Raw genomic sequence first — 24,770 nt, forward strand, 5'->3', positions numbered from 1 at the left:
GATTTAAAAAATGAAGAAGTGGCTTATAGTACTACTCACTGTTTTCCTGATTGCCGGGTGCAGCAGCAAAAAAGAAACAGATACGGCGAAGGAAAATACCAAAAAGCTTAAAAAGATTACGGTCGTTCTTGACTGGACACCTAACACGAATCATACAGGACTTTATGTTGCAAAAGCAAAGGGATATTTCAAGGATCAAGGCTTAGACGTTGATATCATTCAGCCGGGCGAAACAGGTGCTGATCAGCTTGTTGCGTCTGGAAAAGCGGATTTTGGCGTGGGCTATCAGGAGGGTGTCACACAGGCACGTGTCCAAGGTGTTCCCCTTGTATCCATTGCCGCGGTTATTCAGCACAATACATCGGGATTTGCTTCGCCCGTTGACAAAAATATTAAAGCACCAAAAGACTTTGTAGGAAAAACATACGGTGGATGGGGTTCTCCTGTTGAAAAGTCTGTCATTACTTCTTTAATGGATAAAGAACATGCCAATGCAAATAAAGTGAAAATCATTAATATGGGAGATACAGATTTTTTCACGGCTGTGAAAAGGGATGTTGATTTTGCCTGGATTTATTACGGTTGGACCGGTGTAGAGGCAGAGCTTCGCCATCAAAAAATCAACATGATCTACCTTACTGATTATTCTAAGAAACTTGACTATTATACACCAGTGTTAGAAACAAACGAAAAGATGATTGCAAATAATCCTGATACCGTTAAGGCATTTTTAAAGGCAGCATCACAAGGGTATGAGTTTGCGATAAAAAATCCTGATCAAGCAGCAGATATTCTTATCAAAGCGGCGCCGGATTTAGATCCAAAGCTTGTCAAAGCAAGTCAAAAATGGTTATCACCAAAGTACCAGGACGATGCAACAAAGTGGGGATTACAGAAAAAGACAGTTTGGGAAAACTATGCTTCTTGGATGTACGATCACAAGCTTCTTGATAAAAAGCTTGATGCCGAAAAAGCATTTACAAATGAATTTTTACCAAAATAATGGAGGGGTTTCACATGGCAAATGCCTTAGTGAGCATTCAAATTATACCGAAAACAAAGGATGGAGAAGATGTTATTCCTTATGTGGATGAAGCCATCCGTATTATTGATGAATCTGGAGTAAAATATCAGGTTCATCCTTTGGAGACCACGATGGAAGGTGAGTTGGAACACTTATTTAGTGTTATCACCAAAATGAATGAGCGCATGATGGAGATTGGCAGCAAAAACGTGATTTCTCAAATCAAAGTATTGTATCAGCCGTCAGGAATCACGATGGATCAATTAACGGAGAAGTACCGCTAATATGAAGAAACTGCTTTTAAAAGGGTGGAGACCAGTATTGGTTCTCCTCCTTTTGTTCGTGATATGGGAAATTGTCGTTAAAACCGCAAAGATTGAGGAGTGGCTGCTGCCGGCACCATCGAAGATTTTTGCTGAAGCCATCCACGGCTGGAGTGAATTTTATCCGGATTTATTCTCGACAACAAAAATTGCTTTATTTGGTTTTGTAATCGGCGCGGCGATTGGCTTAGTTGTGGCGTTGGTGCTTTACTTAATACCGGTTTTACGAGATTCTTTTTATCCGCTGCTCATACTATCCCAAAATGTCCCGACCATTGTACTTGCACCGCTGTTAGTAATTTGGTTTGGATTTGGTCTGCTGCCAAAAATGATTGTCATCACCCTGGTTTGCTTTTTTCCAATAACGGTTGCGGCATTGGACGGCTTCAGGCAGACTCCCGCAGAGCTTAGACATTATATGATGATGGCGGGTGCTTCGAAAACGCAGGTTTTTTGGAAGCTGGAGTTTCCCTTTGCATTGCCATCGATTTTTTCCGGTTTGAAAATTTCAGCAACCTATAGTGTGATGGGTGCTGTTATTTCTGAATGGCTTGGGGCTAAACAGGGAATTGGCGTCTATATGACAATGGCATCCTCTTCGTTCCGCACCGACCGTGTGTTTGTTGCGATTTTTGCCATTATGCTTTTAAGCTTATTATTTTTTCTAATAATTGTGGTGGTGGAACGAAGGATGGTCCGCTGGCAGGTGAAAGGGGATGAAGGAAAATGAGTCATCTTATGCTGAAAGATGTTTCGAAAAGCTTCGGAGCAAACGAAGTCATGAACGGTATGAATTTTTCTATCAAAAAAGATGAGTTTGTTTCCATCATAGGTCCTTCGGGCAGCGGCAAGAGTACGATTTTTAATTTAATCGGTGGGATGCTGGCCCCGGATCACGGTCAAATCCTGCTTGAAAATAAGGTTATTAACGGAAAGCGCGGTTTGATCAGTTATATGCCGCAGACCCCTTCGCTGCTTCCATGGAGGACCATCCTTGATAATGTGGTCCTTGGACAGGAGCTTCAAGGCAAAAAAGAAATCAGTAAGGCAAAGGAAATGCTTGAGATTGCCGGTCTTGCTGATTATGACAAAGCTTATCCGCATGAACTCTCCGGTGGAATGAAACAACGGGCGGCTTTTATCCGTGCTTTATTAAGTCCGCAAGCAGTGATTTGTTTGGATGAACCTTTTTCAGCTTTGGACGAATTAACCCGTTTCGAGATGCAAAAATGGCTGTTATCTGTGTGGGAGACACACAAAAGGACGGTCCTGTTTATTACCCATAATATTGAAGAAGCCTTGTATCTTTCCGACCGAATTCTTGTGTTATCGCAAAAGCCATCGAAGGTAATTAGTGAAATGGAAGTGCCGTTTGCGAGACCACGGGATGCAAGCATTCTGCTGGAAGAGCCATTTTTGCAGTGGAAACGCAAGGTTCATTATACCTTAACGGGGCAGGTGGTAATGCGATGAAAATGATCGATGCCCATATTCATCTAGATCATTATAAAGACGAAGAAATTCAGGTTCTCATGGATGAGGCTAGTCTGACCGATGCTCTCGTTTCGGTTTCGTTTGACCTTGAATCTTGTAAGAGAAATCTTAAGTTGGCTAGAGAGTTTGATAAGGTTAGACCTGCTTTCGGATTTCATCCTGAACAGCCGCTTCCAATTGTGGAGGAGCAGGAAAGGCTTTTTCAGTGGATGGAGGAGCATCGAACGGAAATGATTGCGGTTGGCGAGGTAGGGCTTCCTTATTACAGGAAAGCGGATCGGAAGATTTCTGCAAGAGAGTATACGGAGTATATTGCGTTATTGGAGATTTTCATACAAAGGGCGAAAGAATGGAAAAAACCGATTGTTCTTCATGCGGTCTATGATGATGCCCCCATTGTTTGTGATCTTTTAGAAAAATGCTCATGGAATCAGGCCCATTTTCATTGGTTCAAGGGAGACGAAAAGACCATTGCCAGGATGATTGAAAACGGCTATTTCATTTCTGTGACACCGGATGTGGTCTATGAAGAGGAAATCCAGCAATTAGTGTCCATCTATCCTCTGGAACAATTGATGGTTGAAACGGATGGGCCATGGCCATTTGAAGGACCATTCACAGGGAGGATGACCCATCCGAATATGATGGAAGAATCGATTCGTGTGATTGCTGAAATTAAAGGACTTTCAGTTGGTGAGGTTTCAGAAAAATTACGTGAAAATACGGTTTCGTTTTATCAAATTTAGAGCGTCTCAGCTTAAAAGGTGAGACGCTTCTTTTCATTTGTAAGCCTTTTGGCCAAGTAATGTTTGGAGATCGACGATTTCAAAGCCTTTTCGAGTTAGTTCTTCAATGATGTGTGGCAGGGCTTTAGCAGTTTGTACTTTATCATCATCTGAATGCATGAGGATGATGTCGCCATTTCGGATATTTTTCATAACATTGTTTTCAATATTACTGCTTTCCATTTGCGACCAATCCAGTGTATCAATCGACCATAGGACAATCTTATAACCATTTTGTGTCGCGGTGGAGATAACCGTATTATTTACAGCCCCATAGGGCGGACGAAGCAGTGCTGGTTTTTTAGCAATTACCTCATATATCTCCTCTTCTGTTTGAGCCAAATCTGTTTTTATTTCCACAGCTTGGAGTTTACTCAAATCATGATGAAAGTAGCTATGGCTTAGCACAAGATTTCCATTGGTGTATGCTTTTTGAACAACCTCAGGATACTTTTTTACTTTCTTCCCGATAAAAAAGAAATTCCCCTTTACACGGTAGTTTGCCAGTGTTTCAATTATGCTTGGTGTATTTACAAGGTCAGGACCATCATCAAAGGTCAGTGCGACTCTTTTTTTGTTCGGGCCATTAAGAAATACGAAATTTTGATGATTTTTTGCAACCGGAATCATTTGATTGCGCCATTCCTGCATATTTTGCCAGGCCGTCTCCGATAAGTTCTTTGATACTCCTTTTATTGAAAGGATATAGGGGGGAATGGTGGTTGCTACAGTATCATTTGGACTTAATACGGAAATGTGATCGACCTTTTCAGTGTTTTTCGGAACAATGAATCGTAGTTCGAATTGTTGCGAAATTTTATAGCCATAGATTTGATCGTCTTGATTGGTTCTACGATAGTCCGGCTTGCCTAAAGTTTTTACGATTTGTGGGTATGTTAGCTGTTGAAGTTGCTCATCGTATGAACGGATATCTACCAGGATATTTTTTGCATTATAACCAAATACGGTGTGTTTTGCAGGGTAATTGGCATAATAAATTCCTCTGATTTGATCGGTATTAGCGGCGGGACCCCATTGTTTTTTAACATCATTTATCGAATTCGTGTGTACGGCAAAATTACATGTAGCTACTTTCCCTTCCTGGGCAAGTTCCATTGTATTTTCTAATAATGAGTACTTTGGTTCTTTATCTTCGGGAGGAGTTATTTGATGCTCTTCAGTTTTTTTACCAGTATGTTCTTTCACAGGCTTTGTATTATCTTTTGGAAAAAGACTGCAAGATGTTAGGGAGATCAAGCATAAAAAATAAAGAAGAAATTTATTCATGTGAGCCTCCTTTGATTAGGAATTGTATAACTCAATTTTACTTTTAAACGATGTCATAAAAAAGACAATTTTTCTAAAAAGGTAGAAGGAATAATGGGTTTTGAAATTGAATAAAATATTATAAATATTCTGAAATTGGATGGTGATGCATATAAAGTTCAGCAAGGTTTTCATATGGATCATTTCATTTCTTATTATCATACTTAGTCTTTTTGTTTATTCCGGGTTTAATGGTACGCCTTGGGAGAAGCATCACCAAAGTAAAAATATGGCTACTTATTTGACAAAAAAATATCATACTGCATTTATTATAAAAAATATCGATTATAATTTTTTAAGTGAAACGTATCAAGCCTATTCCTATCCGAAGGGCCATCCTGAACTGGTCTTTACGGTGGAAGAGGATGTAGATGCTGCTGCAGGCTATTCAGATACATTTCCGAAAGTCTTTTGGGAAAGTGAATTATCAAATAATCTGAAAAAAATCATTAAAGGACTATTCCCCCGCTTGGACAAAACAACTTTTACCGCCGAGCGAATTGTTGATCGAGGGGAATATTTTGGTCCCCATATACCGACCTATCAGGAAATCCATACATCCCAGCTTGCCTGCTCCATCACTATTTTTATGAAAACTAAATGGGAAAAAGTGAAACAAGCCACAGAACTTGAAAAAGTGAAAAGGCTAAGCCACCATTTAAAATCGATTCATTTTCCTGTACTTATTCAAGTAACCTATTATGAAAAGGCGCGAAATGAAAATGACAAAGTTTTTTTTATAACAGAGGATGGCAGGATTGTCGAAAATTAGAATGCGAAAGGCATACCACTTTTTTAGTGGTGTGCTTTTTTGTTGTGAATGGAGGATTTTAAGAAAAGTCCGGAATGGACAAAATGGGGAGTAGTACTGGAATGTAATAGAGGAGAGCAAAAATGGCAAGTTTACGCAGTGTTATTTTTAAAAAGATAATGAACCGAGCAATTCTTAGAACGGTCGGAACAAGTATTGAGGAAAAGCGCAGAACGATGGACCGGGCGTCATTAATGTGGACAAGGGTTCCGAAGAATTGTATGGTGGAAAAGGTGTATATAGAGGGAATAGAAGCGGAATGGCTTACAAATAAGCCTGTCGCGGAAGATAAGGTACTGCTCTATTTTCATGGCGGCGCCTATACATATGGATCAACGGACTCCCATCGGGCATTAGCCGGGAAAATTGGGAAGGCAGCAGGCGTAAGGGTGCTGCTCCCGGAATATCGATTGGCACCGGAAAATCCATACCCTGCTGCGATTGAGGATGCCGTGAAGATCTATAAATGGTTATTAGAGCAGGGATTTGAATCCAGTAACATATTCGTGGCCGGTGATTCTGCCGGCGGCGGCTTGAGTCTTGTGTTAACTCTTGTATTAAAAGAAGAAGGAATAGGGGGGCCAGCTTCGATTATTTGTCTATCACCATGGGTCGATTTGGCCAGCAGCGGGGTAAGTTATTGGAAGAAGGTAAAAGAAGATCCTCTGTTTACACCTGATGGCATCAAAAAAGCAGCACGGGTTTATGCAGGTGATGAAATCTTAACAAGCCCGTTTATCTCCCCCGTATATGCAGACTTAACAGGTCTTCCACCAATATTTATTCAAGTGGGCAGCGAAGAATTATTACTTAGCGATGCGGAAATGCTCGCAGCACAGGCAAAAAGATATCAAGTCCCGGTGAATTTTAAAATTTGGCAAGGAATGTGGCATGTCTGGCAGCTAACCGGAGATCTCCTCCCCGAAGCAAAACAAGCCATCGCAGAAATCGGAGACTTTGTTAAAAGGCATTGACACTGTGGTGTGATACAGTGATACAGTGACAGGCACCGCCCGTGGACTTTTAGGTTGATTTGTCCGTGTGGGGCGTACAGTAGTTGTTTTAATGGAATTTGGAGTGGAATTGGGGTATTGTGGAATGAATTGGATTAAGTTTTTGATTAGAACACAGGTTATGGCAATAATATTTGGGGTATTTAGAATCCTCTGTTTACATATTTTGGCCTTTTTTGATCAACCGGAAAGGGCGCTGCAATATATTAATTGGTTTGTGTATGGATTAGCAATTCTATTTGGAATCCTGGCCTTTTTAATGACCAGATATTTTATTGGCAGGAGTTGGATTGCGGTCTTACTCGTTCTGATTTCCTACTTGATCATCTACCAGCCGATTTTGCTTAATGTGCAAAGGACAATTCTGCATCAATCGACTGGGGATTATCAGGTCATAAATTTTTTAGCGATTTCAACGGGGCTTGTTTATTTTGTTATCCTTGCATTCGGTATGGTTTTGGGGTACTGGTTTGGGTTAGGAGCTGCCAAACGATGATTTTTCTATTGAGGTAGTACAAAGCGTCTTCCCCATTCGAATCCTCAAAGTTTTCCCGGAACATGATATAATTTATTTACTTATTTAGAACAAGGAAGTGGAAAAATGGCAATCCAACGCCCGCAAATGGAACAATCAGATTTGACTCATTATATTCCTCCAAAAGGGGAATTTGAAACTTTCCGGGATGAGGAGCATTTCAAGGAAAAGCTCAGGGAGTGGGGGTTATCTGCCTCAAAGGAAGAGTTTTGGTATAAGGAGCGGAACTACCAGCGGCTAGTATCCATTAAAGGGTATGAAATTTATGGCCGTGCCAATGATTTGAATACGCTTATCATTGAATTCCAAGATGGCAATTTAAGCTGTATCCATCCAGCGTATTTAAAGGAAATGCAGCAGGCGAGTTTTGGAAAAGAGAGTATGTTTACGGTTGAAGAAAAGGAAGAGGAAAAAACCGATTCCCAAGATTCCGAAACGGAAAGTTCCAATTTGGAGGAGATTCTGGCTACTGAACCTGATGAAAAAGTTGAATCGGCTGCAGAGACCACTAAAGCTCCTGAGCCGAAAAAAGCCAAAGAACCAAAGAAACCGAAAAAAGAGAAGGCAAAGAAGCTAGATCTTCCTTCGGAAAAGGTTCATTTCACAGCAACTGTTAAACAGTTTGCATTGACTTACAATGGATTTACCGAGGAAAATGATGAAGTGGTCATTTTAGAGAATGTCACCATAGTCCAAGACTCACCTCTTGAGCTTGAATATGCTTGGTGCAGCCATAGCAAAACCCTTAAAAAATTTGAGCTAACAGTAGGAGACAAGCTGGAATTTGACGGAAAGGTTGCGGCAAAAAAATTGCCAAAGGGAAAAGACGTTGAAGAAGAGTTCATCGTAGATGTTGCTGTGCTTTATAAAATCAATAATCCTTCTAAAATAGTTAAGCAAAAATAAATGGTAAAAAGGCATCATGTGAAAATTTTTCACATGATGCCTTTTATTTTTTTATTCTCTTGGGTAGGTTTCGAGCGTGTTTTTATGTTCATCGGGGGTGATGGTTAAGAGGCCAATATTATTTTTTGTTTCAATAATCGAGTCATTTTTCACAAATTGATACATGAGTTCGTCTTTCCAGATAAAAGGAGTTTTCTTCATATCACCTTTATCTTTTACATGTTGTATGGTAAAGGAAGAAGTACAAATCCGCCGAATGATTTTATTTTTTCTGCTTAAGGTGTTTATCCCGATCACCGTTTTCATTAGCAAACCCCATATTCCAGAAAAACTCATATTTTTAAACGGACTACTCGTAAATTGTTTAATGTCTAATTTTCTCCCTCCAGCAAAGGTAACAGTTGAATAGACGGATGAAGCATAGTGAACATCACCCGATAAAATAATACAAGGATCAGGATTCCACTCAACAGCAAGAAGAAGAAATTCAGTAAATCCCTTCCCATTATACTTCCAGGCTTCAAAATCGAATGAGGTTTGTACATTTAAACCTAAAACCCGAAGCGGGTAGACAAAGTCATGTAAAAATGATTCAATCAAGCCCATTCCGTAAACCGGCGTTGCCGAAACTATCATTAACGGACTCCCGCTTTTCCACCCACTATTATAAAGACATTTCGTAACGTTCATCCAACCGGACTCATTGATAAGCCTTGGACAATTGATTGTTTCTGAAATAAGCTGACCAAATTTTACGGGATTAGGCTCTAAATCATAGCCTCTTTGTGTTCTGATATCAAGAAAAAGGGCTTTAGGGTGTGTGGGAGCAACAAAATGCCAAGAAGAAAAATCCCACAATAAGTTGACCCAATCTTCGTAAGCCTCTTTGATTTGTCCATCCGCTTCAAAGTATGAATTCATGGATTGCAAAAAATCTTCAGAAAAGCAATCGGGATCATTTCCCCACCCTTGAAATGCCCAATAGGCACTTAAACCATTTGCAACTACATGTCTTCCTAATGGGGAGCACGAGACATTTTGTTTCCAATCAGCAGATATATTCCAATCATCTGTAAGGTCATGATCATCAAAAATCATATAGGTAGGGATATTCGCGAGTAATCGCTGTACCCGCCATAATGAATGTTGAAATGATATTAATGCTTCTTGTTGATCTTCGAACCGATATCGAAGTTGGGCTTCTTCGGCTCGATGCTTTTTTAAAAATGGTTCTTCGTTTGGAAAGGCAAAATAAAGATGATTTGCTTCAAGTACATCTTCATATGATTCGAACAATTTGTATTCTTGAGCCACTTCCCAAAGTATCGGACTCCAGGATAAGAGGTACATAGCGGCAAACTCACCAAGTTTTATTAAATGGTTCTGTGCTTGTGACGAGGTAAATTGACAAAACTTCTCCATGATAAATTGTCTGCCGTTAATTTGATTAAGGGCAGTTTGATATGGGGGATGATTTAGTTGGGGAACAAGTTCATGCGGCTGCTTTTCGTGGCCGATTAATTCTGATCCAAGTGTTGATAGAGCACGGATAAGAGGGTCCGCCACATCATCTGCATAAATTTGATCACCCATTAAAAAGAGTGCATCGGGACGGTTTTTTAAATGATCATATTCTTTTTCAAGGACAAGATCTCCATTCGTTAAGCAATCTTCACCGTGTCCATGGGGCTTCCGACAGGAGCCATATATAATTCTTGATTGAGCTGCTGTGCTTTTCATTTGAAAGGTTGGATATTTTAGGTTTCCATATACAAGTGTATTGGAATATTCCATAGATAAAAGCCCAAGACTTTCTAAATCATGTAATTCAGAATTCTGATTGAAAAAGAGATTATAGCCTAACAGGGTGTCCATTGGAAATTCCTTATCGTTAAATGGATTTACTTTGATTAAATGAATATAAAGTTGATTACCTAGCTTAATGGTATTTGTGTCATGTTGGATTGCTAATGGTTGGTAATGAAAAGTTTGGTTGTCTTCCTTCGTGTAAATTTGGTAAAATTCCGCTTGGATTTGGCACGTCTGACTTGTCGCAACCCAAATCGTAACACAGGTGGGTTCCGTTCTGCGGAGTATAGGTCCGGAAAGAAGCAACGGAAAGTTAATTCTATTCATTTTCCACCTCGTCTCATCAATACGTATTACTAACATCATATTCGAAATTACTACACATAGTGACAACACATAATGACACTACAAAGTGACAGGCACCGCCCGTGTACTTTTTGCTGTTTTTGTCCATGCTGGGTGGACATTCAAACCGGCCGTGAACTTTATGAACAAAATGGCGGTTAAGTTTTTTATGCGGTTTAACTGTATAAACTATGAATTTATCTGAAATTTTATAAAATTAAGGAAACGGTTTCAAGGGGGAAATGAAATGAAAAAACTAAAGAGAATTTCAGCAGTAATGTGTGCAGGCGCTCTAGCGCTAAGCTTGGGGGCATGCAGCAGTAAGGAAACATCTAGCAGCAACACGAAAAAAGAAAGTACAGGCTATCCTACGAAAGCGATTACAGTTGTGGCTCCATCAGGTGCAGGGGGCGGATGGGATCTGACAGCCCGCTCATTTACAAAAGTTTTAAGCGAGACAAAGCTAGTCAAGCAGCCATTAACGGTTGAAAATAAGCCAGGTGGTGGCGGAGCCGTATTTATGGCTGAGTATGCTACCCAGCAAGCTGAAAACAACGACATGCTTTTTGTCAACTCACCGCCAATTATCATTAACAACCTCAAAAAAGAGGGGAACAGCCCATACGGCTATAAGAACACAACACCGCTTGCTCAGTTAACAAAGGATTATGGGGCCATTGTCGTTAAAAAAGATTCAAAATATAAAGATCTAAAATCCGTATTGGAAGATGTTAAGAAGGATCCTAGAAAACTAACCTTTGCCGGTGGTTCTGCACCAGGCTCCATGGATCACTTGGTTTCGATCCTGCCAGCTTATAAATACGGTGTTGACCCAACTAAAATCAAATATGTCTCCTATGATGGCGGCGGCGAAGCAATCACTGCGCTGCTCGGCGGTAACGCAGACGTAATTGGAACCGATGCATCAAGTGTTAAGGAATTCTTAAAAGCTGGGAAAATTCGCGTTCTTGCCGTGACTGCTGCTGAACGTTTAGGTGGAGACTTTAAGGATGTTCCAACCGCCAAAGAACAAGGCATAGATGCTGAATTTACAATCTGGCGCGGTGTGTTTGGTCCTGAAAAAATGTCTGCTGAAGCTAAAGCATACTGGGAAAAAGCAATTGATAAACTAGTCAATTCGCCAGAGTGGAAAACCGAAGTAGAAACACAAGGCTGGGAATTAGAATACAAAAACAGCGCAGACTTCAAGACTTTCTTGGATGATCAAGAAAAGCAAGTTCAACAACTATTAGAAGCATTAGGAATGCAGAAGTAGTCATAAGGGAAGGGGAATCAGCTTCTCCTTCCCGCTTATTTTTAGGTTAGGAGGTTAGATAAAATGGATATAAAATTCGACCGATTTGCCGCTGTGCTGTTTCTGGTTATTGGAATCCTGTTTATCATCGGCAGCAAAAATCTCACAAGCTCATCTTACGGAAGTGTTGTTGGACCAGATGTTTTTCCATTCATTCTCGGAATCGCACTCGCTTTATTAAGCATCCGTCTATTTATTGAAACATTAAGGGGACAAAGGTACAAATTCGGTAAAAAAGAAAAACTCGATTACAAGCCGTTTCTCATTATCTTAACAGCAACTCTAATTTATGTTTTAACGCTTGAAACGATTGGGTATGTCATTACCACGTTTATTTTCCTCTTTGTCTGCTTCCAGGCAATGGAACGCGGGAAAATCATTAAATCACTCATTATTTCAGCATGTTTTTCCGGAATTGTCTATTTTTTATTCGTAGAAGTGCTAAAAGGAACACTGCCGGGCTGGCCGGTATGGTTTTAATTTTTAGAAAGGAGGCTAATTTATGAGTACGATTGATTATTTAATGCATGGATTTGGAACAGCACTTATTTGGTATAATTTACTCTTTGCCTTTGTTGGTGTATTAATTGGTACTGCTGTAGGGGTTCTCCCAGGGATTGGTCCAATGAGCGGAGTCGCCCTTCTCATCCCGGTCACGGCATCCGTTACGGGAGCGCTTCCGCCGGAGCAGGCAGCGACAAGTGCAATCATACTCTTGGCCGGGGTCTATTACGGAGCTATGTATGGAGGGTCAACGACTTCCATTCTATTAAATACACCTGGGGAGTCCTCTTCGGTTGTAACGACTTTGGACGGATATCAGATGGCAAAGAAAGGCCGGGCCGGCAGCGCCTTATCAATCGCAGCAATAGGATCTTTTGTGGCTGGGATTGTAACCCTAATCGCCTTGATTGCTCTGGCACAGCCGTTATCAACCATTGCACTAAAATTTGGTCCGTCAGAATATTTTTCACTAATGCTTTTAGGATTAATGGCGGTTAGCGGATTAGCTGGAAATTCTGTTACAAAAGCCCTAATTATGACAGTTTGCGGTTTATTATTAGGAACAATTGGTATTGACAACGTTTCAGGAATTGCCCGCTTTACTTTTGATGTTCCATGGCTCTATCAAGGAATTGAATTCTTAACGGTAGCTGTTGGTTTATTTGCTCTCGGCGAAGTATTCAAAACCATTTTGGAAAAAGAAGAAGAAGATGGAGAAATAGCACGGATTAATAATATGATCCCATCCAAAGAGGAATTTAAAGAATCGGCAGGACCAATTGCCCGAGGATCGATTCTAGGTTTCTTTATAGGAATCCTTCCCGGTGCGGGTGCAACGCTAGCTTCCTTTTTCTCCTACATCCTGGAAAAAAAGATTTCAAAAAATCCATCTAAATTTGGTACAGGAACAATTGCCGGTGTCGCTGCACCAGAATCTGCGAATAATGCAGCATCTGGAGGAGCGATGATTCCACTGCTCACTATGGGTATTCCCGGCTCAGGTACGACGGCAATTTTAATGGGCGCACTGATGATGTATAATGTCCAGCCTGGTCCATTATTATTTGAGGACCATCCAAGTGTTGCTTGGGGCTTGATAGCAAGTATGTTTATCGGGAACCTTATGCTATTAATTTTGAATCTACCGCTCGTAAAAGTTTTTGCAAAAATTATTCAAACACCAAAACAATATTTAATTCCATTAATTATCGCGATCTCAATTTTTGGAGTCTATGCTGTTCAGGTATCGATGTATGATCTTTTGTTATTACTAGCATGTGGTCTCTTAGGATATTTCTTTAGTAAAAATGATTATCCGATTGCACCGCTTGTCCTTGGACTTGTTTTAGGACCAATGATTGAAAATAATTTACGCAGAGCTTTAACGATTTCGAATGGGGACTATAGCGTATTTTTCACCCGTCCGATTTCCCTAGCTTTCCTCATTATTGCTATTCTTTGGCTGATTGTACCAACCCTTATGAAAATGAGAGGGAAACAAGTTGTTATAAATGTAGAAGGATAAAGATTTCAAAATTTCTGAAATCTATTTAAAAACCCCTTTTTTTAAGGGGTTTTTTTTTATATGATAAGAAAAGAGGTGTTTGCATGCGTTTACATACGAAATTAATGCTGGGTATGTCCATCCTCATTATTAGTCTTGGAATTATTTTGGAATATACTTTTACAAATATCATGGAGACCAAGCTCAAGACTGAAATGGGGGATCAAGCATTATCGCTCGCCCAGTCAATTTCAAATATGCCAACCATTAAAGAGGCATTCTCAGCTAAAAATCCGGCTGCTATTATTCAGCCTATAGTCGAAAAAATAAGAAAACAGGTGGATGCAGAATTTATTGTCATTGGGAATCGCAATGAGGTTCGCTACTCCCATCCAAATCCAGCCCGCATTGGACAAAAAATGGTTGGAGGTGACAATGACGAAGTTTTCAAAGGAAAATCAGTCGTTTCTGAATCCATTGGGACATTAGGGCCATCATTACGGGGAAAGGCGCCGATTTTTAGCAATGGAAACGTCATTGGAGTTGTGTCGGTTGGTTTTTTGCAAAAAGAAATTCATCACGATGTTGTAAAAATTCAACGAAAAATCTTTGTTGCCACTTTGATTGTTTTAGTAGGGGGATTACTAGCAGCGCAATTAATCTCTTTAAATATTAAAAGGGCGATTTTTGGACTCGAGCCAAAAGAAATCGCCTGGATGTATCAGGAGAAGCATGCCATCATCGAGTCGATACATGAAGGAATTATAGCGATTGATACAAATGGCAGAATGACGGTTGTCAACGAGACAGCTCATAAAATATTAAAAGAGCCTCTTGATATTTTGCTTCGTGGGAAAAAAATTGAAGATGCTCTGGAAAACACACACCTATTAGATGTGGTTGAAACAGGACAAGCCGAATATGATCAGGAAATTTTCATCCATGGGGAGGTTTATTTGGCTAACCGCATTCCGATTTTTGGCAGGAATGGACAAGTAATCGGGGCGGTTGCAAGTTTTCGAAATAAATCGGAGCTTTCCAAATTGCTGCAGGAATTATCTCATGTGAAAGCTTATGCTGAAGGGCTGCGGGCTCAGACACATGAATATTCGAATAGACTTTATACTTTACTTGGGTTGATCCAACTTGGCTCCTATAAAGAAGCCATTGAGTTTATTTCTAAAGAAGTTGATTTTGCCCAGGGTTTCATCCATTTTTTAATGAAGGAAATCCCGGACCCGATTATTGCCGGATTCATTTTAGGAAAGGTCAGTTTGGCCAGTGAGCTAAAAATTCATTTTTTAGTTGATCGTGAGAGCAGTTTTCAAGATGTTCCAAAGGAGATTAATAGGGAAACCCTAGTAACGATTATCGGAAATCTGATAAATAATGCGTTTGATGCGGTACGGGACAATGGCAAGGAAGAAAAGAATGTTACCTTGTTTTTAACCGATCTGGGGAAAGAACTGATAATCGAGGTTGAAGATAATGGAAAGGGAATATCATTAGCGGATCAGGAGCGGATTTTTCAAGCAGGTTTTACGACAAAGAATACTGTTAGTAATGCTGGGATTGGTCTAAGCCTTGTTCAAAAGGCGATAAGGGACCTTGAGGGTTATGTTACTTTATCATCCGAAAAGGGTGAAGGGACGATTTTTACGGTAGCGATACCGAAAAGCAGGGGGTGCCTACATGAAGAAGAGCCGCGATATCGAAGTGTTAATTGTTGAGGATGATTTACGGATTGCGGAAATTCAAAAGCGTTTTATTGAAAAAATAGAAGGGTTCCAGACCGTGGGGATTGCTGTAAATTATGAGGAAGCAAAAACCTATATCGAACTACTGCAGCCTGATCTTCTTTTATTGGACGTCTATTTTCCGGATATGAATGGGCTTGATTTGCTGAAGGAGACTAAACAGCAGGAGAAGCAGATGGACGTGATTATGATTACCGCAACAAAAGAGATTCATAAAGTTCAAGAGGCCATTAGTATTGGTGTTTTCGATTATATGATCAAGCCTGTTGTTTTTGAGCGTTTTAAGCAGTCGTTAGTACGTTATCAGGAATATCATCGGAAGCTGGTGGAGCTACGCGATGAAAATCTGCATGTTACCCAGCAGCAGGTGGACAAGCTGCTGCGTAAGGAAGTAAGTGGGTCTGGGGCAGCAAATGACAAATCTTATTTGCCGAAAGGAATTGACCCGCTGACACTGGATAAAGTACTAATTGTTCTCGGAAAGGTGGATTTCGGTCTGACCGCAGAGGTCGTTGCCAAAGAAATTGGAGTAAGCCGAACCACCGCCAGACGCTATCTAGAGCATCTCATGTCCGAGGAAAAAATTGCTGCGGACCTAGCATATGGAACCGTCGGTCGACCAGAGAGAGTCTACAGGTGCCTGACACCATAGAAAGACACTTGGGGTGATTTTGTCCGTGTGGAGTGGACATTGATGGAAAATGGACTTTGCTGAGGCAAAGTCCATTTTTGGGTTTAGCTGGAAACGGTATTGGATTGGGAGGAGTCTATTTTTTCGGGTACTTTTAGTAGAATTGCACCGCCAATGACGAACAAAATAATGAGGCTGAATATGCCGCTTTTTGTATCTCCCGCTAGTTTGCCTGTTACACCGACTAAGGTTGGCCCTAAAATAGCTGCAAATTTATAGAAAATATTATAAAAACCAAAAAACTCATTGGCATTTTCTTTTGGGACTAGTCTTGCAAAATACGAACGGCTTAAGGCTTGAATTCCCCCTTGCGAGGAGGCAACAAGCATAGCCAGAATCCAGAAGTCCAGCGTTGAATCCAGGAAGTAAGCATAGGAACAAATGACAATATAGACAAAAATCCCGACAAGAAGCATTTTTTTTGCTCTGAATTTTTCTGCAAGTTTTCCGTATAATATCGAAAACGGACAGGCAACAATTTGCGTCGCAAATAGAATGATTAAGAGGTTATTAGAACTAATGCCGATATCTGTACCAAATACGGTAGACATGGTAATAACTGTATCAACCCCATCAATATAGAAGAAATAAGCAACGAGGAATAGGAAAAGAGCACGGTAAGATTTGATATGTTTAAAGGTTCCAACCATTCGTTTAAAGCTATTAGATACAGGATTGGGAACGCGATCGACATAGTACACTTGTTCTACGTTCTTCAGCATCGGGATGGTGAATAATCCCCACCATAAAGCTGTAATTGCAAAGGCAGCCTGACTTGCAACGGTAACGGAAAGAGGAAGAATTCCTTTAGATGATAAAATAATTAAGGCGATACTTAAAATGAAGGGAATGGTACTTCCGATATACCCCATCGCGAATCCTCTCGCAGAAATCCGGTTCATCCGTTCCTCAGAGGTCACATCGACAAGAAAGGCATCGTAGAAAATATTCGCTCCAGCAAAACCGATAACCGTGAACATATAACAGATTAAGAGAATCAGCCATTGGTGATGGGGAACGAAGGCTAGCAGGAGGGTAAAAACAATTCCGAGTCCAAAGAAAAAGGTGAAAAATCGTTTCTTAAATCCTTTATAGTCACCTATCGTCCCTAATATCGGCGCACAAATGGAAATCAGCAGGGTGGCAATTGAGTTGGCAATTCCCCAATAGGCAGTCGAGTCTACTGCGGCAACCCCTGCATCATTTGCTGCCGATTTAAAATATAATGGAAAAATGGCTGTCGTAATCAGTAACGAATAGGCAGAATTAGCCCAGTCGTAAAAGACCCAGCTTTTTTCTTGCTTTGACAAACGTTTCATCCAATTTCCCCCTTTGGTCTGTTTTTGCTTTTAGTAAAATATATGCATAGCCAGCGTCACTTATATAGCCCCCTAAATAAGATATTTCCAGTTTTGTTTTTATTGTAATATAGTAAATGAGAAAAATAATTTCCTTAGAAATAATTTTATAATATTTTGAATTTTATGTAAATGTTTGAAAGGATTGTGACAAGCACGTTGAAAAAACATGGTGTGATTTCGTTTGGTGAAGCGTTTATCGATTATATTTCGAAGGACCGCAGCAATACCAAGTTTACTCAGTTGTTGGGCGGTGCTACGGTAAATGTGATTGTTGGTACGAGAAGACTAGGAATTCCCTCCTATTATTTATGTAGATTAGGGGTGGATGAGTCTAGTTTATTTGTTGAGCAAGAATTGGTGCGGGAAAAAATCCAAACGGAATATTGTGTCCGTACGCCAAGTAAGAAAATTTGTCGTGTATATGTTTATTTAAATGAGCAAGGTGAGCGAACTTTTCATTCCTATATCAATCCCACTCCGGATGAATGGCTGCTGGAGTCAGAATTACAGCGTGATTTATTTGAAAATGCTAAGATCTTTTATTTCGGTTCCGGGACACTTTTTCATGAAACGGCTAGAGGAACCACTGATCGGGCATTGAAGTATGCAAAAGAGTCCGGCTTATTAAGGGCTTTTGATACCAATATCCGTCTGAAGCGCTGGGAGAGTGATGAGCAATGCCGGGAAACAATTCTTTCTATATTGCAAGAAGTCGATTTGGTGAAAATGGCTGAGGAGGAATTGTTGTTTCTGACTGAGACTAGTTCTTTAGAAGCTGGATTGGAGAAGCTCTCGTGCCTGAAGATTCCGTTTCTATTGGTTACTAGGGGAAGTAAAGGAACATGTGCGATTAGGAGTGGAAGCGGAATTTTTGTGCCAGCCGTAAAGGTAAATGCAATTGATACAACTGGGGCTGGGGATGCGTTCATGGCTGCAATATTGTTTGGATTCCATGAAACAGGGATACCAGAAAACCTGTCTCAGTTAGAAAAATATACGCAATTCGCGAACGAAATTGCGGCGCTTTCCACAACAGAAATAGGTGCGTTGACTGCACTTACGAATCTTCAGGAGAAAGTGCAAATATATAAATAGTTCTAGGTTTTCTTGATATCGAATGTGAAAAAATTACTTTCCATTGTAGGTTAAGATTATAATAATAGAGAAGGAAATTTTAAGGAGGGGATTTTCAATGGGGATTTCTCGTTTTTTTGTAAATGGTTCATGGCATGGCGATCGGAATGGTACTGGACATATTGAAGCAGCCGGGTTGGATATAACTGCTTCTGTTCCAAAGGAATTTGATGGTCCGGGGCTTGGCTCAAGTCCAGAAGAGCTTTTGATTGCTGCTTCAAATAATTGCTACATGATTACACTGGCAGCGATGATTAGCAACCGCAAAATTGAGGGTGTCAGCTTCGAAGTTGTTTCGGAAGGCATTGTTGATAAAATCGATGGAAAGCTGAAATTTAAGCAAATTAATCATAAACCAACTATTTACATAAACCCGAATGCCGAAGTTACAGTCGAAAAATTAGAGGAAATAGCAGTCCGCGCAGAAAAAGCCTGCTTCATCTCCAACACCCTAAGATGCAGCATCGAATTCACAGTCCAACCGAAAGTACTCGTTAAATAAGGTGACAAAATAAGGTGACAGGCACCGGACGTGGACAAACGGCTAAATTTGTCCATGTGGGATGGACAACGGTGGTCGCAGGTATTGGAAAAGCTTGGAAAATGTAAATGGACGTAAACTGGTTAAATAGTTTACGTCCTTTATTTCTAATAATTGGACCTGGTATTGTTTTATGCGAGGGTTTATTTTTCTTGAAAAATAGGTTAACGTATATATTTATTTCTGAATGCCTATAATGGAAAAGTTTTATAAAACAACCAGAAAGAGGTTTCAGATGAATATTTGGTTTAATCGTTGGTTTACGACAGTTTCTCACTATATCGATATGATTCGTGAGAATCCGGATCAACGGAAGTTTATGATTTATGGAACACATCCCAACAAGGATGCCCTTTATTTACAGAATTGTGATTTTGCTTTTATTGAACCGGATGTTTCCGGTGAGGAATATATTCAGTTTTGTCTTGAGTTTTGTAAAAAGCATAAAATTGATATTTTTATTCCTCGAAAGGAAAATGTATTAATTTCTAGACAGCTTACCTTATTTGAAGAACTGGGTGTAAAGGTTCTGGTTTGCCCTGATGCTGAATTAATGGAGACAATGGATAATAAAGCTACAGCCTACCAATCCATTAAAAAATGTGCAAAAAATGGTAAAACCTTGGTTTCTATTCCTGATTATTTTGTGGTGAATACGGTTGATTCTTTTAAACATGCATATGAACGGCTACAGAAAAAAGGGCATACTGTTTGTATTAAACCAGTAATCGGTGAGGGCGCGAATGGTTTTCGGGTGATTCGAGAAGAAAATGACACCATTGATCAGCTCTTTAATCATGGAATGAGCCGTCGGATTCCTTTTCAATATGCGTGCGAAATTTTGGGCCAAAGTGAGACGTTTCCCGACTTAATGGCATTGGAGTATTTAGACGGTCCGGAATATAGCATTGATTGTTTGGCAACGGAAGAAAAATTAATTGCAGCTATTCCACGATTAAAAGGTTCAGGTAGAGTCCGTGAGCTTGTTGAACATTTTGAGCTTATTCAGATGGCTCATGCTTTTCATCGAGAGTATCAATTGCCGTATGTGTTTAACATTCAGGTGAAATATAACGGCGATGTCCCTAAACTACTGGAAATCAATCCGCGAATGAGCGGGGGGATGCATTATAGTTGTCTTTCTGGAATCAATATGCCATACCTCGCCATCAAAATCCTGTTAGGTGAGGAAATCGAGCTTGTAAAACCTAGATTCGGGATTAGGGCTAGTTATATTGAAAAAGAAATGATAATTGAATAAAAGGAAAACCTACCATTCATTTGCGTGGTAGGTTTTTTACTTATAGAGGTCACAGTTCTAAGCGTTTACTTATCACTTTACAAAGTACCAAAGCCTGTTTAGGAAGTGTCCACTCCAAAAAGACATTTTCGTCGATTTGTCCACGAAGGGTGACAGGCACCGTACTGTTGGTACCGTACAGTTTTCGTCAAAACTAGTCAAAACTTCACAAAATAACACGCTAGTTTTAGTGTTTGGATAATAATATAATGTGGTTAAAGGTTTGACCATTAGACGTTCCAATCTTTAATTTAGGTCGAAATTCATTATGGAGGGAGGGATTTTTGGCGTGAATGAAGAGGAAAACAACCAGTTTGCTAGTGTTTTTAATAAGGTTCAACCAGTTAGAGGTTTTGAGGATGTTCTCACTCAAATCTATAATGCAATTTATAGTAACCAATTAAAAACCGGTGATCGGCTTCCGAGCGAACGGGAAATGGCCAGTATGTTTGAAGTAAGCCGGACAACCATTCGCGAAGCAATAAGGGTACTTGAGGCAGAACAGGTAGTAGAAGTCAAAAGAGGCGTGAACGGCGGCATTAGTATAGTAGAACCTAAACCCAACCAGCTGGGCCGTTCGTTGGAAACCTTACTTCACTTCCGCGGAGCAACCTTTACAGAACTTGCCGAATTTCGTACCGATTTTGAAGGAAAAACAGCCTTTTTGGCAGCAGAAAGAGCAACTCATCTCGAGACCGACCAAATCATCCTCATTGCGAAAAAATTCAAAGAACTGACAACAGATATCAATACCCCTTGGGAGCAATTAATCGACCTAGACACTGCGATGCATGAAGCTGTCGCGTATGCCTCAAAAAACCAAATACATATTGCCATAATGCTTGGAATTCAAAGTGTTCTACGAAAGACAGCATTAAGTTTAGAAAGCGGTAACGACCAAAAATTTCGTGAACAACAAGCGATAGAGTTAATGGAAATTGCACAAGCCATTCAAAACCGTGATGCGAATTCGGCCAAATTAAAAATGGCAGAACACGTCGAGGGAAATATTACATCGAAAATGAACCAAAGTTTTACGAATTTGAAATGATAGCAGTCACCTTCATACCATCATGTTTTTTATAAAACATCTACGAGTCAACACCCTTAACAATAAGCAAAGGGGTTGTAAACATGTCTTCTAGTAAACTCCTTATAAAAAAAGGCCAGGTCTTGGTAGACGGACAATCCGAAGGACCGGTTTTAGCCACTAATGTTCCCCTAAGCTTTTGGGGGGGACTAAATCCAACCACCGGGGAAATTATTGACCGACATCATCCGTTATCAAAGGAAAATGTAACTGGTAAGGTATTTGTTTTACCGACAGGAAGAGGTTCCTGCACAGGGAGCGGGATCCTTCTCGAAGCGATCTTTTCTGAGCACGCACCCGCAGCCATTCTCCTATGTCAGCTTGACGAAATTATTTCGCTCGGCTCTATCGTTGCTGATGAATTTTTGCAAAAATCCATCCCGATTATTGTCTTAACTCCTAAAGATTTTGAAGATGCGTTAAAAGCAAAATATGCTTTTATCGATAAAGCTGGAAAGGTAGAATTGCAAATCTAGACCGTCTCCAACTAGGCATTTCGCATTCCAACTTTCAGTTATTGCCTCTTATCTACTCAAAAGGTCACAAAATGTTCTGAATGGGGGTGGTTAAAGGATAAACATAAGCCCAGATTATAATTGGCAGGTGTCAAAGATGCAGATTGAATTGACGAAAAAAGATCGAAACATTCTTGAAGGAAATGAAGGTAAAGCAAAGCAGTTAGCCATGCGGGTTATCGTCCGAATGGCGGAAATTCAAGGGGCAAAAAAGCTTATTGATATTGAATGTGCACATATTGATGGCTGTATTTATACCGGCCCAGCGAGCCTTCATTTTGCTGAAACGCTAGCCGAATTGGGCGGGAAGGTTACCGTACCGACAACAATGAATGCCATCTCCATTGACCGAAAACGTTGGAAGGAACAGGGTGTTGAGGTGGAATGGGCAAACTCCGCTCAAAGACTTGCTGATGCCTATCTGCAGATGGGAGCCAAGCCAACCTTTACCTGTGCCCCATACCTGTTGCCGGAAAAACCGCAAAAAGGAATGGATATCGCCTGGGCAGAATCAAATGCCGTCGTTTATGCCAATAGTGTCCTTGGAGCAAAAACTAACCGCTATGGGGACTTAATGGATATTTGCGCTGCCATCACCGGCCGGGTTCCCTTAACAGGTCTTCATCTTGAGGAAAACAGAAAAGCTACCATGTTAATCGATGTGGAGGAGATTCAAGAGATAGACTCCTTCTTCTATCCAGTGTTTGGTTATTTTGTAGGCCAAAGGGTAAATGGCGGTGTACCTGTGATTGTCGGTCTTAATCACATCCCATCAGCAGATGATTTAAAGGCATTTGGAGCTGCCGCTGCAACAGCCGGTTCCGTAGGAATGTTTCATATTGTCGGAATTACACCTGAAGCACTAACGGTGGAAAATGCAATGGGCAATAAACCTCCAGCTTCCATACATAAAGTGTCAAAAGCAGAACTACAGGAAGTGTGGGAGAGGCTATCATCCGGAGCCGGAGCAAAGGTTGATATGATCACACTAGGTAGTCCGCATTTTTCCAATGAGGAATGTGAGCATTTGGCAGAAATAATTGAACAGGAAGCAGAACAAGCCCAGACCATAATCGGAAAAATATCTCCATTAAAAGTCCAGTCAGAATTCATCATCACGACCTCCCAATACGTTTATGAACAGGCTCTCAACAATGGTGTAGCCGCTAGAATTGAAAACTTCGGAATAAAATTTTTGACCGATACCTGTTTATGTATGATTAACACCCCAGTGATTCCGGATAAATGTCAAACATTAATGACCAACTCGGCAAAATATGCGCACTATGCTCCTGGCCTTGTTAATCGCAAGATTTATTTTAGTAGCATAAAAGATTGCGTACAATCTGCAATCGCGGGCAGACCGATCATTAGCCGACCAAAGTGGCTCTATTAGCTAATGAAACCGTTTCCAATTCAATTTTGTTAAAAGAAAGGGGATATTTTGAATGAGTAAATGGCTTTCTCGGTTAGGATTACTAGTAATCGTCATGATGATGATTACCGCCTGTTCCTCGAAAACGGGAGGATCAGATTCCTCTGATGGCAAGGACAAAGGCGGCGAAATATTGATTGGAACGCTAACCCCAATCACCGGTTCGAGTGCAAAAATGGGTGAGGACATGAATAATGCGATTCAAATGGCTGCAGATGAAATCAATGCTGCCGGTGGTATCAACGGGAAGAAAATCAAACTTGTTAAAGAGGATGAAGGCTGTGACCCGCAAATTGCAACAGCCGGTGCAAACAAACTTGTATCAAAGGATGTCGTAGCAGTTGTCGGCGGTTACTGCTCCGGTGCCGTTCTGCCCGCATCAGGTGTTATGAACCAAGCAAATATCCCTTGGATTTTAACAGCTGCAAACTCTGCGAAAATTCCTGAGCAAGGCTTCAAAGATATTTTTCTATTAAATAGTACCGCGCCTGCTCAGGCTAAATCTGCTGCTGAATATATGGTAAACAAATTAGGCGCTAAAAAAATCGCGATAATCAATGATAATTCCGCGTATGCAGTTGACCTAGCCGAAAGAACAAGAGATGAAGTAAAAGGAATGGGTGCAAAGGTCATCGCATTTGACGCGGTCAACCCAGAGGAAAAAGATTTTAACTCGCTCATGACCAAACTGAAGGAACTTAAACCAGATGCAACATACTGGACTGGTTACTATAATGTCGGCGGACTTTTGGCAAAACAATTTAAGCAAGCCGGCGTTTCCGGTGCCTTTGGTGTAGGTGATGGTTCGAACGATCCAACGATTATTAAAATCGCTGGTCCGGAAAATGCAGAAGGGCTATTTGTAACGACCACTCCAACACCGCAGTTCCAAGAAAGTGCAAAGGATTGGATTCCAAAATATAAAGAAAAATTTGGTGCAGATCCAGGACCATACTCCGCGATTTCTTATGATGGGATGAAAGTCATGGCGGATGCAATCAAACGCGCAGGTTCAACAGACAAGGATAAAATCATCAAGGCGCTGAACGAAACAAATGGCTTTGAAACGTTCAGCGGTCCATTGAAGTTTAAGGAAAATGGAGAGACTGCCACATCTAACTTTGTTGTATTGATTGTTAAAAATGGCCAAATGACATTGGCACAATAGAAAAGCAGATAGCGCTCGTACAGGATGGGGGCTAGATAGTTATCGATGTCCAACGGTTTAAAATCAGATTTAGGGGTGTCCCAT

General features: G+C 40.6%; 24 protein-coding genes. 21 read left to right on the top strand and 3 right to left on the bottom strand.

Annotated elements, in window-relative coordinates; translation table 11 throughout:
* The first annotated feature begins 10 nt into the window (after positions 1-10).
* From M028_RS0119275 to M028_RS0119295, 5 genes are read left to right on the top strand one after another with little or no spacing between them, the layout of a single operon-like run.
* Positions 11-1,003, top strand: coding sequence for an ABC transporter substrate-binding protein (locus tag M028_RS0119275; protein WP_026575338.1), 993 nt, complete (start codon positions 11-13; stop codon positions 1,001-1,003).
* Between the two features lie 14 nt (positions 1,004-1,017).
* A complete protein-coding gene (locus tag M028_RS0119280; protein ID WP_026575339.1) occupies positions 1,018-1,308 on the top strand; it encodes a thiamine-binding protein in 291 nt (96 codons plus the stop codon).
* Position 1,309: 1 nt separating this feature from the next.
* Entirely contained in the window at positions 1,310-2,077 is a 768-nt protein-coding gene (locus tag M028_RS0119285; protein ID WP_026575340.1) for an ABC transporter permease, read from the top strand.
* The gene (locus M028_RS0119290) at positions 2,074-2,820 is read left to right on the top strand and encodes an ABC transporter ATP-binding protein (RefSeq protein WP_026575341.1); all 747 of its coding nucleotides are present in this window, start codon (positions 2,074-2,076) and stop codon (positions 2,818-2,820) included. Before M028_RS0119285 ends, M028_RS0119290 begins: the two co-directional genes overlap by 4 nt.
* Complete coding sequence (locus M028_RS0119295; RefSeq protein WP_026575342.1) at positions 2,817-3,587, top strand: TatD family hydrolase; 771 nt, start codon at positions 2,817-2,819, stop codon at positions 3,585-3,587. Before M028_RS0119290 ends, M028_RS0119295 begins: the two co-directional genes overlap by 4 nt.
* A gap of 33 nt (positions 3,588-3,620) precedes the next feature.
* Here the strand turns inward: M028_RS0119295 and M028_RS31550 are convergent, their stop codons facing one another.
* The gene (locus tag M028_RS31550; protein WP_051591098.1) at positions 3,621-4,913 is read right to left on the bottom strand and encodes a DUF4309 domain-containing protein; all 1,293 of its coding nucleotides are present in this window, start codon (positions 4,911-4,913) and stop codon (positions 3,621-3,623) included.
* Between the two features lie 145 nt (positions 4,914-5,058).
* Between M028_RS31550 and M028_RS0119305 the strand changes: the two genes are divergently transcribed.
* The 4 genes from M028_RS0119305 (at position 5,059) to M028_RS0119320 (ending at position 8,217) form a co-directional block, all read left to right on the top strand.
* Entirely contained in the window at positions 5,059-5,724 is a 666-nt protein-coding gene (locus tag M028_RS0119305; RefSeq protein WP_026575343.1) for a YfjL-like protein, read from the top strand.
* Between the two features lie 122 nt (positions 5,725-5,846).
* Positions 5,847-6,737 (top strand): alpha/beta hydrolase, encoded by an 891-nt coding sequence (locus M028_RS0119310; RefSeq protein WP_026575344.1) that lies wholly within the window; start codon positions 5,847-5,849, stop codon positions 6,735-6,737.
* Positions 6,738-6,861: 124 nt separating this feature from the next.
* Positions 6,862-7,272, top strand: a complete 411-nt coding sequence (locus tag M028_RS0119315; RefSeq protein ID WP_197031434.1) for a hypothetical protein — start codon at positions 6,862-6,864, stop codon at positions 7,270-7,272.
* A gap of 105 nt (positions 7,273-7,377) precedes the next feature.
* On the top strand, positions 7,378-8,217 hold the full coding sequence (locus M028_RS0119320) for a hypothetical protein (RefSeq protein ID WP_026575346.1): 840 nt from the start codon (positions 7,378-7,380) through the stop codon (positions 8,215-8,217).
* Between the two features lie 51 nt (positions 8,218-8,268).
* On the opposite strand, the gene M028_RS30425 is transcribed toward M028_RS0119320, so the two are convergent.
* Positions 8,269-10,353 carry a hypothetical protein gene (locus tag M028_RS30425; RefSeq protein WP_081810787.1) on the bottom strand — a complete coding sequence of 695 codons (2,085 nt, stop codon included), beginning with the start codon at positions 10,351-10,353 and terminating at the stop codon, positions 8,269-8,271.
* A 265-nt stretch (positions 10,354-10,618) separates the two neighbouring features.
* Here M028_RS30425 and M028_RS0119330 point away from each other — a divergent pair, with 265 nt between their 5' ends.
* The 5 genes from M028_RS0119330 to M028_RS0119350 all read left to right on the top strand — a co-directional run bounded on the left by M028_RS0119330 (position 10,619) and on the right by M028_RS0119350 (position 16,103).
* Positions 10,619-11,647 (top strand): Bug family tripartite tricarboxylate transporter substrate binding protein, encoded by a 1,029-nt coding sequence (locus tag M028_RS0119330; RefSeq protein ID WP_026575347.1) that lies wholly within the window; start codon positions 10,619-10,621, stop codon positions 11,645-11,647.
* A 63-nt stretch (positions 11,648-11,710) separates the two neighbouring features.
* Complete coding sequence (locus M028_RS0119335; RefSeq protein WP_026575348.1) at positions 11,711-12,166, top strand: tripartite tricarboxylate transporter TctB family protein; 456 nt, start codon at positions 11,711-11,713, stop codon at positions 12,164-12,166.
* A gap of 22 nt (positions 12,167-12,188) precedes the next feature.
* A complete protein-coding gene (locus M028_RS0119340; protein ID WP_026575349.1) occupies positions 12,189-13,715 on the top strand; it encodes a tripartite tricarboxylate transporter permease in 1,527 nt (508 codons plus the stop codon).
* Between the two features lie 83 nt (positions 13,716-13,798).
* On the top strand, positions 13,799-15,424 hold the full coding sequence (locus M028_RS0119345; protein ID WP_026575350.1) for an ATP-binding protein: 1,626 nt from the start codon (positions 13,799-13,801) through the stop codon (positions 15,422-15,424).
* Positions 15,387-16,103: a response regulator gene (locus M028_RS0119350; protein WP_026575351.1), complete on the top strand. Its 717-nt coding sequence runs from the start codon at positions 15,387-15,389 to the stop codon at positions 16,101-16,103. Before M028_RS0119345 ends, M028_RS0119350 begins: the two co-directional genes overlap by 38 nt.
* 83 nt (positions 16,104-16,186) lie before the next feature.
* Here M028_RS0119350 and M028_RS0119355 read toward each other — a convergent pair whose 3' ends face one another.
* Positions 16,187-17,461, bottom strand: coding sequence for an MFS transporter (locus tag M028_RS0119355; protein WP_026575352.1), 1,275 nt, complete (start codon positions 17,459-17,461; stop codon positions 16,187-16,189).
* A gap of 198 nt (positions 17,462-17,659) precedes the next feature.
* On the opposite strand from M028_RS0119355, the gene M028_RS0119360 reads away from it, so the two are divergent.
* From M028_RS0119360 to M028_RS0119390, 7 genes are all read left to right on the top strand, one after another.
* Positions 17,660-18,598, top strand: a complete 939-nt coding sequence (locus M028_RS0119360; RefSeq protein ID WP_051591099.1) for a carbohydrate kinase family protein — start codon at positions 17,660-17,662, stop codon at positions 18,596-18,598.
* 97 nt (positions 18,599-18,695) lie between these two features.
* Entirely contained in the window at positions 18,696-19,139 is a 444-nt protein-coding gene (locus M028_RS30430) for an OsmC family protein (protein ID WP_051591100.1), read from the top strand.
* Between the two features lie 274 nt (positions 19,140-19,413).
* Complete coding sequence (locus M028_RS0119375) at positions 19,414-20,439, top strand: ATP-grasp domain-containing protein (protein ID WP_026575354.1); 1,026 nt, start codon at positions 19,414-19,416, stop codon at positions 20,437-20,439.
* A 328-nt stretch (positions 20,440-20,767) separates the two neighbouring features.
* A complete protein-coding gene (locus M028_RS31555) occupies positions 20,768-21,529 on the top strand; it encodes a FadR/GntR family transcriptional regulator (RefSeq protein ID WP_051591102.1) in 762 nt (253 codons plus the stop codon).
* Positions 21,530-21,612: 83 nt separating this feature from the next.
* Positions 21,613-22,044: an aconitase X swivel domain-containing protein gene (locus M028_RS30440; protein ID WP_035424206.1), complete on the top strand. Its 432-nt coding sequence runs from the start codon at positions 21,613-21,615 to the stop codon at positions 22,042-22,044.
* Between the two features lie 136 nt (positions 22,045-22,180).
* Positions 22,181-23,479 (top strand): aconitase X, encoded by a 1,299-nt coding sequence (locus M028_RS30445; protein WP_051591103.1) that lies wholly within the window; start codon positions 22,181-22,183, stop codon positions 23,477-23,479.
* A gap of 52 nt (positions 23,480-23,531) precedes the next feature.
* Positions 23,532-24,686, top strand: coding sequence for a branched-chain amino acid ABC transporter substrate-binding protein (locus M028_RS0119390; protein WP_026575355.1), 1,155 nt, complete (start codon positions 23,532-23,534; stop codon positions 24,684-24,686).
* Positions 24,687-24,770: the final 84 nt, after the last annotated feature.

Source organism: Bacillus sp. UNC438CL73TsuS30, assembly GCF_000482325.1.
In the GTDB taxonomy this organism is placed as follows: domain Bacteria; phylum Bacillota; class Bacilli; order Bacillales; family Cytobacillaceae; genus Neobacillus.

Coding starts and splice junctions, on each gene's coding strand:
- M028_RS0119275 (WP_026575338.1), top strand. CDS start 11: ATGAAGAAGTGGCTTATAGTACTACTCACTGTTTTCCTGATTGCCGGG.
- M028_RS0119280 (WP_026575339.1), top strand. CDS start 1,018: ATGGCAAATGCCTTAGTGAGCATTCAAATTATACCGAAAACAAAGGAT.
- M028_RS0119285 (WP_026575340.1), top strand. CDS start 1,310: ATGAAGAAACTGCTTTTAAAAGGGTGGAGACCAGTATTGGTTCTCCTC.
- M028_RS0119290 (WP_026575341.1), top strand. CDS start 2,074: ATGAGTCATCTTATGCTGAAAGATGTTTCGAAAAGCTTCGGAGCAAAC.
- M028_RS0119295 (WP_026575342.1), top strand. CDS start 2,817: ATGAAAATGATCGATGCCCATATTCATCTAGATCATTATAAAGACGAA.
- M028_RS31550 (WP_051591098.1), bottom strand. CDS start 4,913: ATGAATAAATTTCTTCTTTATTTTTTATGCTTGATCTCCCTAACATCT.
- M028_RS0119305 (WP_026575343.1), top strand. CDS start 5,059: ATGCATATAAAGTTCAGCAAGGTTTTCATATGGATCATTTCATTTCTT.
- M028_RS0119310 (WP_026575344.1), top strand. CDS start 5,847: ATGGCAAGTTTACGCAGTGTTATTTTTAAAAAGATAATGAACCGAGCA.
- M028_RS0119315 (WP_197031434.1), top strand. CDS start 6,862: ATGAATTGGATTAAGTTTTTGATTAGAACACAGGTTATGGCAATAATA.
- M028_RS0119320 (WP_026575346.1), top strand. CDS start 7,378: ATGGCAATCCAACGCCCGCAAATGGAACAATCAGATTTGACTCATTAT.
- M028_RS30425 (WP_081810787.1), bottom strand. CDS start 10,353: ATGAATAGAATTAACTTTCCGTTGCTTCTTTCCGGACCTATACTCCGC.
- M028_RS0119330 (WP_026575347.1), top strand. CDS start 10,619: ATGAAAAAACTAAAGAGAATTTCAGCAGTAATGTGTGCAGGCGCTCTA.
- M028_RS0119335 (WP_026575348.1), top strand. CDS start 11,711: ATGGATATAAAATTCGACCGATTTGCCGCTGTGCTGTTTCTGGTTATT.
- M028_RS0119340 (WP_026575349.1), top strand. CDS start 12,189: ATGAGTACGATTGATTATTTAATGCATGGATTTGGAACAGCACTTATT.
- M028_RS0119345 (WP_026575350.1), top strand. CDS start 13,799: ATGCGTTTACATACGAAATTAATGCTGGGTATGTCCATCCTCATTATT.
- M028_RS0119350 (WP_026575351.1), top strand. CDS start 15,387: ATGAAGAAGAGCCGCGATATCGAAGTGTTAATTGTTGAGGATGATTTA.
- M028_RS0119355 (WP_026575352.1), bottom strand. CDS start 17,461: ATGAAACGTTTGTCAAAGCAAGAAAAAAGCTGGGTCTTTTACGACTGG.
- M028_RS30430 (WP_051591100.1), top strand. CDS start 18,696: ATGGGGATTTCTCGTTTTTTTGTAAATGGTTCATGGCATGGCGATCGG.
- M028_RS0119375 (WP_026575354.1), top strand. CDS start 19,414: ATGAATATTTGGTTTAATCGTTGGTTTACGACAGTTTCTCACTATATC.
- M028_RS30440 (WP_035424206.1), top strand. CDS start 21,613: ATGTCTTCTAGTAAACTCCTTATAAAAAAAGGCCAGGTCTTGGTAGAC.
- M028_RS30445 (WP_051591103.1), top strand. CDS start 22,181: ATGCAGATTGAATTGACGAAAAAAGATCGAAACATTCTTGAAGGAAAT.
- M028_RS0119390 (WP_026575355.1), top strand. CDS start 23,532: ATGAGTAAATGGCTTTCTCGGTTAGGATTACTAGTAATCGTCATGATG.